The sequence below is a fragment of the Tersicoccus phoenicis genome (assembly GCF_001968835.1).
In the GTDB taxonomy this organism is placed as follows: domain Bacteria; phylum Actinomycetota; class Actinomycetes; order Actinomycetales; family Micrococcaceae; genus Tersicoccus; species Tersicoccus phoenicis.
Window position 1 is genome coordinate 55,927 of record NZ_MRDE01000063.1, and the last position, 10,333, is coordinate 66,259.

Sequence of the window (10,333 nt, forward strand, 5' to 3'; positions counted from 1 at the left end):
GGACCGGTCCGGTGGCGGCCACTAGACTGGGTCGGTGGCATCCGGTTCCTCCTCGTCGTTCGTCCATCTCCACAATCACACCGAGTATTCGATGCTCGATGGGGCCGCTCGCCTCGACGACCTGTTCGCCGAGGCCAGCCGTCAGCAGATGCCGGCGATCGCGACCACCGACCACGGGTACCTCTTCGGGGCCTTCGATTTCTGGAAGAAGGCGACCGACGCCGGCATCAAGCCGATCATCGGGGTTGAGGCGTACGTCACCCCGGGCACCGCCCGGTCGGACCGGACGCGGGTGCGCTGGGGGGACGAGAGTCAGAAGAGGGACGACGTCTCGGCGTCCGGCACGTACACCCATATGACCCTGCTCAGCTACAACAACCAGGGCATGCGCAACCTCTTCCGTGCGTCATCGATCGCGTCGCTGGACGCCGCGTACGGCAAGTATCCGCGCCTGGACCGGGAACTGCTCGAGACCTACAGCCCCGGGCTGATCGCCACCACCGGCTGTCCCTCCGGGGAGGTGCTGACGAAGCTGCGGCTGGGCCAGTACGACGCCGCCCGCCAGGCGGCCTCCGACTACCGCGACATCTTCGGCGCGGAGAACTACTACTGCGAGGTCATGGACCACGGCCTCGAGTTCGAGCGACGCACGGTCGGCGACCTGCTGCGCCTGGCCAAGGACCTGGACCTGCCCCTGGTGGCCACCAACGACCTGCACTACACGCACGAGGAGGATGCAAAAGCGCACGAGGCGCTGCTCGCCCTCCAGTCCGGCTCCACGCTGCTCGAACCCACCTACGACGCCGGCGGCAGCCGGTTCGCGTTCAGCGGCACCGGGTTCTACCTCAAGAGCGCCGCCGAGATGCGGTCCCTGTTCACGGAACTGCCTGAGGCGTGCGACAACACCCTGCTCATCGCCGAACGCTGCGACGTCTCGTTCAACACGGGCGCGAACTACATGCCGAAGTTCCCCTGCCCGGACGGCGAGGACGAGACGTCCTGGCTGGTCAAGGAGGTCGACAGCGGTCTGGCCTACCGGTTCCCCGACGGCATCCCCGACGCGGTCCGCCAGCAGGCCGACTACGAGCTCGGCGTCATCACCCAGATGGGGTTCCCCGGCTACTTCCTCGTCGTCGCCGACTTCATCAACTGGGCCAAGAACAACGGCATCCGCGTCGGCCCCGGCCGCGGCTCCGGCGCCGGCTCCATGGTCGCCTACGCACTGCGCATCACCGACCTCGACCCGCTGCGGCACGGACTGATCTTCGAGCGGTTCCTCAACCCCGAGCGCGTCTCCATGCCCGACTTCGACGTCGACTTCGACGATCGCCGCCGCTCCGAGGTGATCCGTTACGTCACCGAGAAGTACGGTGACGACCGGGTCGCGATGATCGTCACCTACGGCACGATCAAGACCAAGCAGGCGCTCAAGGACTCCGCCCGCGTGCTGGGTCACCCGTTCAGTATGGGGGAGCAGCTCTCGAAGGCACTCCCGCCCGCGGTGATGGCCAAGGACATCCCGCTCGCCGACATCCACGACCCGCAGGCCAAGCGGTACGGCGAGGCCGGCGAGTTCCGGGAGCTGCTGGCGGGCGACGCGGCCGCGCAGCAGGTGTTCGACACGGCGCTGGGCCTCGAGGGCCTGAAACGCCAGTGGGGCGTGCACGCCGCCGGCGTCATCATGTCCTCGGACCCGATCATCGACGTCGTCCCGATCATGCGCCGCGCCCAGGACGGCCAGGTCATCACCCAGTTCGACTACCCCACGTGCGAGGGGCTCGGGCTGATCAAGATGGACTTCCTCGGCCTGCGGAACCTGACGATCATCTCCGACGCGCTGGTGAACGTGTTGCGGAACCGGGACGTCGACCTCGACCTGGAGACGCTCGGCGTCGACGACGCGGCCGCCTACGATCTGCTCGCCCGCGGTGACACCCTCGGGGTGTTCCAGCTCGACGGCGGTCCCATGCGCGCCCTGCTCAAGTTGATGCGCCCCGACAACTTCGAGGACATCTCCGCCGTCATCGCTCTCTACCGGCCCGGGCCGATGGGCGCCAACTCCCACACCAACTATGCGCTGCGCAAGACCGGGGTGCAGGACATCACCCCCATCCACCCCGAGCTGGCCGAGCCGCTCGCCGACATCCTGGACACCACCTACGGCCTGATCGTGTACCAGGAGCAGGTGATGGCCATCGCCCAGAAGGTGGCCGGCTACTCGCTCGGGCGTGCCGACATCCTGCGCCGCGCGATGGGCAAGAAGAAGAAGTCCGAGCTGGACAAGCAGTACGCCGGTTTCCACCAGGGGATGCTGGACAACGGGTACTCCGAGGCCGCGGTGAAGACCCTCTGGGACATCCTGCTGCCGTTCTCGGACTACGCGTTCAACAAGGCCCACTCCGCCGCGTATGGCTTGGTCGCGTACTGGACGGCGTACCTGAAGGCCCACTACCCGGCCGAATACATGGCCGCCCTGCTCACCAGCGTCGGTGACGACAAGGACAAGCTCGCCCTCTACCTGAACGAGTGCCGGCGGATGGGCATCACCGTGCTCCCGCCGGACGTCAACGAGTCCCTGGCCACCTTCACCCCGGTCGGCACCGGCATCCGGTTCGGCATGGCCGCCGTCCGCAACGTCGGCACCAACGTGGTCGAGGCGATGGTCGCCGCCCGCACCGAGAAGGGCGCCTTCACGTCCTTCAACGACTTCCTCGCCAAGGTCCCCGCCTCGGTGTGCAACAAACGCACCATCGAGTCGATGATCAAGGCCGGCGCCTTCGACGGCGTCGGCGAGGCGCGCCGGGCGCTCGCCATGGTGCACGAGGAGGCGGTGGACCTCGTGATCGACCAGAAACGCAAGGAGGACGCCAACCAGTTCGACCTGTTCTCCTCGCTCGGCGGGGACGACACCGACCCCGGTTTCGCCGTGGCGATCCCCGACCTGCCCGAGTGGGAGAAGAAGGACAAACTGGCGTTCGAGCGGGAGATGCTCGGCCTCTACGTCTCGGACCACCCGCTCGCCGGGCTGGACAAGGTGCTCAGCGAACACGCCGACACCTCCGTCGAGGCCCTGCTGGCGGACGACTCCCGGCCCGACGGCGCGAACGTCACCATCGCCGGCATGATCACCTCCCTGTCCCGGCGGATCGCCAAAACCTCCGGCAACGCGTACGCGCGGGCGGAGATCGAGGACATGTCCGGGTCGATGGAGGTGATGTTCTTCGGCAAGGCCTACGCGCCGATCGCCAACGTGCTGGCCGAGGACCTCATCGTCGTGGTCAAGGGACGCCTGCAGCGGCGCGACGACGGCACCGTCACCGTCAGCGCCCAGGAACTGTCCGTGCCTGACCTGTCCGGCGGGGCGCACGGACCGGTGGAGATCACCCTCGCCTCCCACCGGGCGACCGAGCTGCTGCTGACCGAGATGGCCGAGGTGCTGCGCAACCACCCGGGCAGTTCGGAGGTGCGGCTCAACCTGGTCGGCCGGTCCTCCGTGGAGGTGCTGCGGCTGCCGGTGCGGTTGCGGGTCAACCCGGACAACGCCCTGTTCGGCGACCTGAAGGTGCTCCTGGGCGCCGGGTGCTTCGAATCAGTGCCGATGGGGGCGAGTGTGCCGCAGCCACCGACGTTCGCCGGCGTCCGCTGATCACGGCGCTCGGCGCCGGGTGCCGTCCCGGGTCCGGGGTTCAGATCTGGTAGTCCAGATCCCCGGCCAGGTAGTACCGGCCGGAGTGGTAGAGCAGCGGGTTCATCGGGTCCTCCCCGGTGGGGGCACCACCGTCGACGATCCGGGCCACGACGACGGCGTTGTTGTCGAAGGGGATCCGCGCCTCGATCAGGCCCACCAGCCAGCCGCGCACTCCCCGCAGGATCGGCACTCCCTGGGGACCGAGCTCCCAGTTCTGCTCGTCGAACCGATCCCGGGTCCGCGCGAAGCGGTCCGCCAGCGGTTGGTTCGCCACGCCCAGGAAGTGCACGCCCAGGTGCGTGGCCGCCTCGACGGCGGGCCAGGAGGACGAGGTGACCGCCATGTTGAACGTCAGCCGCGGCGGCTCGGCGGACAGGGACGCGACGGACGTGGCCGTGAAACCGTACGGCACGCCGTCACGCATCGCCGTGATGATCGCGACCCCGGCCGCATGGCGCCGGAAGCCCTCCCGGAACAGGGCCTGCAGCTCCGCGTCGCTGTGCGCCGAGCCGAGGCCGTCGGACGGAGACGCGACGGGCTGGGTGCCGGTCGCGCCGGTTCCGGACGTGATCATCGGTCTCTACCTCGGGGTCGGGTACAACGGTCGCCGGACCGGGTCCGGCGCCTCCACGATACGCCGCGCGCAGGGGCGCGAGATTCGTTTGCGACCCCGCGTGAACGGGCCGCGACTACCATGGTGGGGTGAACGATTCCGCCGGTCCCGCCCCCGATCTGAGCACCGTCTCGACCCGCACCGTCTCGACCAGCAGCGGCACCCGCACCGCCTCCGGTGGCGGTGATGCCGTCGCGTTCGCGGTGCAGGATCTGCGCGACTCGGAGGCCACCGGTGCACAGCTGCGCGCGATCATGCCGCGGGCCGCGGCCGTCGCCCAGGATGCCACGGCGACCGTCACCGCCCTGTTCGAGCGGTTCCGGGCCGCGCCCCTGCCGACGGTGCTCGAGGCTACGGAGCAGTTCGACGGCGTCCGTCTGGATCACCCGAGGGTGCCCGAGGAGCACCTCGACGAGGCGTTGGCGAACCTGGACCCGCGCGTGCGGCAGGCGCTCGAGACGTCGATCGACCGGGTCCGCCGGTTCGCCGAGGCGACCCGGCCCGCCGACACCGAGGTGACCATGGCCGACGGCGCCCGGGTGGCCAACCGCTGGCTGCCGGTCTCCCGGGTCGGGCTCTACGTGCCCGGGGGACTTGCCGTCTACCCGTCGTCGCTGGTGATGAACGTCGTGCCCGCCCAGGCCGCCGGCGTCGCCTCGATCGCCCTGGCCTCCCCGCCGCAGAAGGCGTTCGGCGGCCGGCCGCACCCGACGATCCTCGCCGCGGCCGCGATGCTCGGCGTCCGGGAGGTGTACGCCATGGGCGGCGCCCAGGCGGTGGCCGCGTTCGCCTGGGGACTGCCCGGCGCGGCCCGGGCCGACGGCACCACGGCGCCCCCGCTCCCGGCGGTGGACGTGGTCACCGGCCCCGGCAACGTCTTCGTCGCGACCGCCAAGCGGCTGGTCCGGGGCCGGGTCGGCATCGACTCGGAGGCGGGTACCACGGAGATCGCGATCCTCGCCGACGAGAGCGCCGATCCCGGATTCGTCGCGGCGGACCTGATCAGCCAGGCCGAGCACGACCCGAATGCTGCCTCCGTGCTCATCACCGATTCGCCGACGCTGGTCACCGCGGTCCGTGCCGCCCTGTCCGAGTTGGTTCCGGCCACCCGGCACCGCGATCGGGTGGCCACCGCGCTCGGCGGTCCGCAGTCGGGGGCTTTGCTGGTCCGGGACCTGGACCAGGGTATCGCCGTGTGCGACGCCTACGCCGCCGAGCACCTGGAGATTCACACCCGGGACGCGGCCGGCACGGCCGCCCGGGTCCGCAACGCGGGCGCCGTGTTCATCGGACCGTGGAGCCCGGTCAGCCTCGGCGACTACTGCGCCGGGTCGAATCACGTGCTGCCGACCATGGGCACCGCGACCTTCTCCTCGGCGCTGAACACGACCACCTTCCTCAAGGCGGTCCAGTACATCGACTACGGCCGGGACGGCCTCGCGGCGGTCGCGCCGGTCGTGCGTGCCCTCGCCGACGCCGAGGATCTGCCGGCGCACGGGGACGCCGTGGACATCCGCTTCGCCTGAGCGCACCGACGACCGGCAGCAGCCGACTTCCAGTCGAGGCGCAGCCACTAGATGTAGGGCCTTCTCTTGGGAAAGGCACTACATGTGGTGTATATTCGCATCGAGTCCATGACGGTCGAGAGCGGGGAGGTGTCGGATGAACTGCCCGTTCTGCCGCTCGGCCGATTCCCGGGTCGTCGATTCGCGGATCGTCGACGACGGTGCCTCGATCCGGCGGCGTCGGCTGTGTTCGAACTGCGGCAAGCGGTTCTCGACGCTGGAGACCACCAGCCTCACCGTGCTCAAGCGTTCGGGCGTGGCCGAGCCGTTCAGCCGCAACAAGGTGATCGCCGGGGTGCGCAAGGCGTGTCAGGGCCGGCCGGTCACGGAGGACGACCTGGCGATGCTCGCCCAGGAGGTCGAGGAGTCGATCCGCGCCGCGGGGGTCGCCGAGATCGACGCGCACGACGTCGGGCTGGCCATCCTGCGCCCGCTGCAGCGCCTCGACGTCATCGCCTATCTGCGGTTCGCGAGCGTCTACCAGAGCTTCGAGAGCCTGGAGGACTTCGAGCAAGCGATCTCGTTGCTGCGTCACGAGGCGGATGTCGCCGCCGGCCAGACGCATTTCGACCACGCACTCGCCGGCGTCGGCCTACCCGAGCTGGACGAGCCGGCGCCGCCGGCCAGGAAGCCGCGGAAGCGGCGCACGTCGGCCAGCGGGGCCGACCAGGGCGGATTGTTCTAGCCCTCACCACACGCCGGTGGTGGCCGCGGAGGGGAAGCCACGGCCACCACCGGACTCCACGCGACGCGTGACCGACCGCGACCCCGTCAGCCCTTCTTGGCTCTCTTCTTCGTGTAGTCGAACCGCAGCGCGGCGTGCAGCGCGGCGCCGACGATGCCGGCGTTGTTCTTCAGCGTGGCCGGCACGATCTTCGTCTGCAGGTCCAGCTGCGGGAGGAAGTCCTCGCTGCGCTTGGAGATGCCGCCGCCGACGATGAACAGCTCGGGGGAGAAGAGGAACTCCACGTGCGAGAAGTACCGCTGCAAGCGGGGCACGTACTCCTCCCAGCTCAGGCCGTCCCGCTCCCGCGCGGTCGCCGACGCCCGGCTCTCGGCGTCGTACCCGTCGATCTCCAGGTGACCGAGTTCGGCGTTCGGCACGAGTTTGCCGTCCATGATGTAGGCGGACCCGATGCCGGTGCCCAGGGTGATCACCAGTACGACGCCGAGCTGGCCCTTGCCGGCGCCGTACTGGGCCTCGGCCAGGCCCGCGCCGTCGGCGTCGTTGAGCACCTCGACGGGCCGTTTGAGCCGCTCGGTCAACAGTCCGTCCACGTCCGTGCCGATCCAGCTGTGGTCGACGTTCGCCGCGGACCGGGCCACGCCGTTCTTGATGATCGCGGGAAAGGTGACGCCGACCGGGGCGTCCGGCTCGGGCCCCTCGGGCCGGTTCGTCAGTTCGGTCACGACCTCGGTGACGACGTCGGCCACGGCCTCCGGGGTGGACGGGCTCGGCGTCGGGATGCGGAAGCGCTCACCGATGAGCTTGCCCTTGGCCAGGTCGACGATGCCGCCCTTGATTCCGGTGCCGCCGATGTCCACACCGATCACCGGCCCCTGGAACCGGTGGTGGCTGGGCGCGGCCGCCGCACGCGCGGCGTCCCTCTCGGTCTTCGCCGCCCGCTTGCCGGCCTCCTTGATCGCCTTGTCGACGTCCTCGTCGTTGTGCTGGGACACCTCATGCTCCATCGGTCGGGTGCGGCAGTGGTGCCGACCTGGGGGCCGGCGTGTCCTCCCCATCATGCCTGCTCGGCACGATCCAGGCGATCCGGCTGCGGGAGCCGTGTCGTCGGTCAGGAGAGGGTGAGGATGTCGGCCCCGGTGTCGGTGACGACGAGGGTGTGCTCGAACTGGGCGCTGCGACGACGGTCCTTCGTCACCACGGTCCAGTCGTCGTCCCACATGTCCCACGCGATGGTGCCGAGGGTGAGCATCGGTTCGATGGTGAACACCAGGCCTGGCTCGAGCACCCGGTCGTAGGAGGGAGCCGCGTCGTAGTGCGGGATGATCAGGCCGCTGTGGAAGGCCTCTCCGACACCGTGCCCGGTGAAGTCGCGGACGACGCCGTAGCCGAAGCGGCGGGCGTACGACTCGATCGCCCTGCCGATCACGTTGATCTGGCGCCCCGGCTTGACCACCGTGATGGCGCGCCGCAGGGCCGCCTCGGTCCGCTCCACCAGCAGCCGGGACTCCTCGTCCACGTCGCCGACGAGGAACGTCCGGTTCAGATCCCCGTGCACCCCGTCCTTGTAGGCGGTGATGTCGATGTTGACGATGTCGCCGTCGGCCAGCACGGTGCTGTCCGGGATACCGTGGCAGATCACCTCGTTGATCGAGGTGCAGATCGACTTGGTGAAGCCCTGGTAGTGCAGGGTCGACGGGTAGGCGCCGTGGGCGACCATGTACTCGTGGCCGATCCGGTCCAGCTCGTCCGTCGTCACGCCGGGCCGGATGGCCTCCGCGACCCGATCGATCGCCTGCGAGGCGATCCGCCCGGCCCGCCGGATCCGTTCGACCACCTCGGGTGTCTTCACGTCCGAGGCGGTGACGCGTTCGGGTCCGGTGCGGCCGACGTACTCCGGTCGCGGGATCGACGCCGGCACGGTGCGGATGGGGCTGAGCGTGCCCGGAACGAGGGAGCCGACGGGCGCGGTGGACGGGGTGGAGAGCATGGTCCGATCCTATCGACACCGCGCCAGCAGGCGTCCGGTCAGCGTTCGTGCACCCGCCGGGCGAACTGGTCGGCCCGCGCGATCAGCCCGTCGATCTGGCGGGCGACGACGGCTGCCGGATCGGGGTGCATGTCCCCTTCCGGCGGCGCGACCCGCACGTTGGCGCTGCAGGTGAAGTCGGCGCAGATCAGCGTTCCGACCGTGTTGCCGTTACGCCCGGCGGCGCCGGCACGTCGGGCGACCCACAGCAGGACCTCGTTCGTCGCCTCCACCGAGCGACACAGTTCGCACAGCACCGCGCGGTTCTTCCGCGCTCCTCCGGCCGGCGCCCGCAGGAGCACGGAGACGAGCCGGTGCTCGGCCGTGCGCAGGGCCAGATAGCCGCGCAGGGGCATCTTCGGATCGCGCCAGCCGAGGACGTCGAGCGCATCCCAGTCCAGTCGGTCGAAGCCCGGGGGAGGGGTGAGCCGGGCCGCTTCCGAGCGGCTGGCGTTGATGAAGGAGGAACGGATCTGAGTGAGCGTGATGGCCTGCATGGCGGTCTTCTTCCGGGATGGCGGTGGCCACTCGCGGGCACGACGGCACACGGGCACGGCCGCACGAGGGCGAGGACGGGAGAGGCGTCTGCCGAGCCGGTGAGCACCGTGTCGCGTCCGGGTACCGGTCACCGAGGTGGCGAGCACGAGGTGCCGCGACCGAGGCGCGAACACCGCTCACGGACGCGTGTGCCGGGCCGCTTGCAGGGCGGTCCGGGTCAGTGCGTGGGGGCAGACGGGATAAGCGCCGCGCAGCAGGCCATACCGGCCACCCCGCTTCCCGCGGCACCGGCTCCGTGACCCTGTCGCATCACTGTCTCCTCGCCTGCATTCCTCGTCGGTGGATCCGCTCGATCCGGGCCCGCCCGATCGCCGCGAGGCCGAAGAAACGTGAGCACGTCGTCCGGGAACGGACTCGTGCTCGGCGGATCACCGGCGTCGCGCGCACCCATCTTGCCAGAGCCGGCCCACGGCGTCCACACATCCCGGCGGACGGGATCGGCGGGTGGCCGATCCGCATCACAGGACGCCGAGGCGCGCTCACCGGTCGTCGGTGGCCTCCGTCGGGGAGGTCCTGTCCTCGTATCAGGACCTGTGGCACGTCGAGCAGTCGTTCCGGATGTCCAAGACCCACCTCCGGGTCCGGCCCATGTTCCACCACACCCGGGACGCCATCGAAGCGCACCTGACAATCGCTTTCACCGGCCTCGCCGTCGCCCGCTCGATGCAGGCCGCGACCGGGCTGAGTCTGAAGAAGATCATCACCACGTTCCGCCCGATCCAGGCCGCCCTGATCCGCGCCGGCGACCACACACAGCTGATCCCGGCCGACATCCGCGAGAACGCCGCCGACATCGTCCACCAGCTCACCGGCGAACCGGGACACTAAGCAAATGCATCAAGTCAGGCCAAGATCCGCGCCCTCATCACCGGCTGGAACGTCCGGGCGAATCCTTTCACCTCGACCAAGACCGCCGAACAGATCTTCACCAAAGCGAACAGTCAAACCACTTCAAACGCAGTCCACAGCTCCATCAATGCCCGGTGGCCCCTCCCGTCACAAATTTTGAAGTGTTACGACCCTATGGCCGGATGCAACTAAACGGGCTCATCGCAGTTGAGGGTGTAGTCGGGGTCTGAATCCGCCGGCCTCGAGTAGAGATCGGGCGATGTAGTGGGTGAGGTTGCGGAAGCCGAGGGCGGAGCCGCGGAGGTGTTCGAGTCGGCCGTTGATGGCCTCTGTCGGCCCGTTCGAG

8 protein-coding genes and 1 pseudogene are annotated in these 10,333 nt (G+C 69.6%); 4 read left to right on the forward strand and 5 right to left on the reverse strand.

The window, feature by feature from the left end; all coding sequences use genetic code 11:
• The first annotated feature begins 34 nt into the window (after positions 1-34).
• Positions 35-3,646: a DNA polymerase III subunit alpha gene (gene dnaE / locus BKD30_RS09110; RefSeq protein WP_076704136.1), complete on the forward strand. Its 3,612-nt coding sequence runs from the start codon at positions 35-37 to the stop codon at positions 3,644-3,646.
• A gap of 40 nt (positions 3,647-3,686) precedes the next feature.
• Here the strand turns inward: dnaE and BKD30_RS09115 are convergent, their stop codons facing one another.
• Positions 3,687-4,262, reverse strand: coding sequence for a flavin reductase family protein (locus BKD30_RS09115; RefSeq protein ID WP_083956192.1), 576 nt, complete (start codon positions 4,260-4,262; stop codon positions 3,687-3,689).
• Between the two features lie 128 nt (positions 4,263-4,390).
• On the opposite strand from BKD30_RS09115, the gene hisD reads away from it, so the two are divergent.
• Both hisD and nrdR read left to right on the forward strand, forming a co-directional pair.
• Positions 4,391-5,827: a histidinol dehydrogenase gene (gene hisD, locus BKD30_RS09120; protein ID WP_235861577.1), complete on the forward strand. Its 1,437-nt coding sequence runs from the start codon at positions 4,391-4,393 to the stop codon at positions 5,825-5,827.
• A gap of 136 nt (positions 5,828-5,963) precedes the next feature.
• Entirely contained in the window at positions 5,964-6,551 is a 588-nt protein-coding gene (gene nrdR, locus BKD30_RS09125) for a transcriptional regulator NrdR (RefSeq protein WP_083956194.1), read from the forward strand.
• 86 nt (positions 6,552-6,637) lie between these two features.
• Here nrdR and ppgK read toward each other — a convergent pair whose 3' ends face one another.
• The 3 genes from ppgK to BKD30_RS09140 all read right to left on the reverse strand — a co-directional run bounded on the left by ppgK (position 6,638) and on the right by BKD30_RS09140 (position 9,077).
• Complete coding sequence (gene ppgK / locus BKD30_RS09130; protein WP_076704157.1) at positions 6,638-7,420, reverse strand: polyphosphate--glucose phosphotransferase; 783 nt, start codon at positions 7,418-7,420, stop codon at positions 6,638-6,640.
• Between the two features lie 242 nt (positions 7,421-7,662).
• The gene (map, locus tag BKD30_RS09135; protein ID WP_076704138.1) at positions 7,663-8,541 is read right to left on the reverse strand and encodes a type I methionyl aminopeptidase; all 879 of its coding nucleotides are present in this window, start codon (positions 8,539-8,541) and stop codon (positions 7,663-7,665) included.
• A gap of 38 nt (positions 8,542-8,579) precedes the next feature.
• Positions 8,580-9,077 (reverse strand): FBP domain-containing protein, encoded by a 498-nt coding sequence (locus BKD30_RS09140; RefSeq protein ID WP_076704139.1) that lies wholly within the window; start codon positions 9,075-9,077, stop codon positions 8,580-8,582.
• Between the two features lie 568 nt (positions 9,078-9,645).
• On the opposite strand from BKD30_RS09140, the pseudogene BKD30_RS16730 reads away from it, so the two are divergent.
• A pseudogene (locus BKD30_RS16730) lies at positions 9,646-9,966 on the forward strand (IS1634 family transposase); the annotation flags it as partial.
• Between the two features lie 219 nt (positions 9,967-10,185).
• Here BKD30_RS16730 and BKD30_RS09150 read toward each other — a convergent pair.
• On the reverse strand, positions 10,186-10,333 hold a 148-nt coding region (locus tag BKD30_RS09150), incomplete at its 5' end, for a transposase (protein ID WP_143588136.1).

What these genes read in the sequence shown, in the direction of transcription:
- BKD30_RS09140 (WP_076704139.1), bottom strand. Translation starts at nt 9,077, where the DNA reads ATGCAGGCCATCACGCTCACTCAGATCCGTTCCTCCTTCATCAACGCC.
- nrdR (WP_083956194.1), top strand. Translation starts at nt 5,964, where the DNA reads ATGAACTGCCCGTTCTGCCGCTCGGCCGATTCCCGGGTCGTCGATTCG.
- map (WP_076704138.1), bottom strand. Translation starts at nt 8,541, where the DNA reads ATGCTCTCCACCCCGTCCACCGCGCCCGTCGGCTCCCTCGTTCCGGGC.
- BKD30_RS09115 (WP_083956192.1), bottom strand. Translation starts at nt 4,262, where the DNA reads ATGATCACGTCCGGAACCGGCGCGACCGGCACCCAGCCCGTCGCGTCT.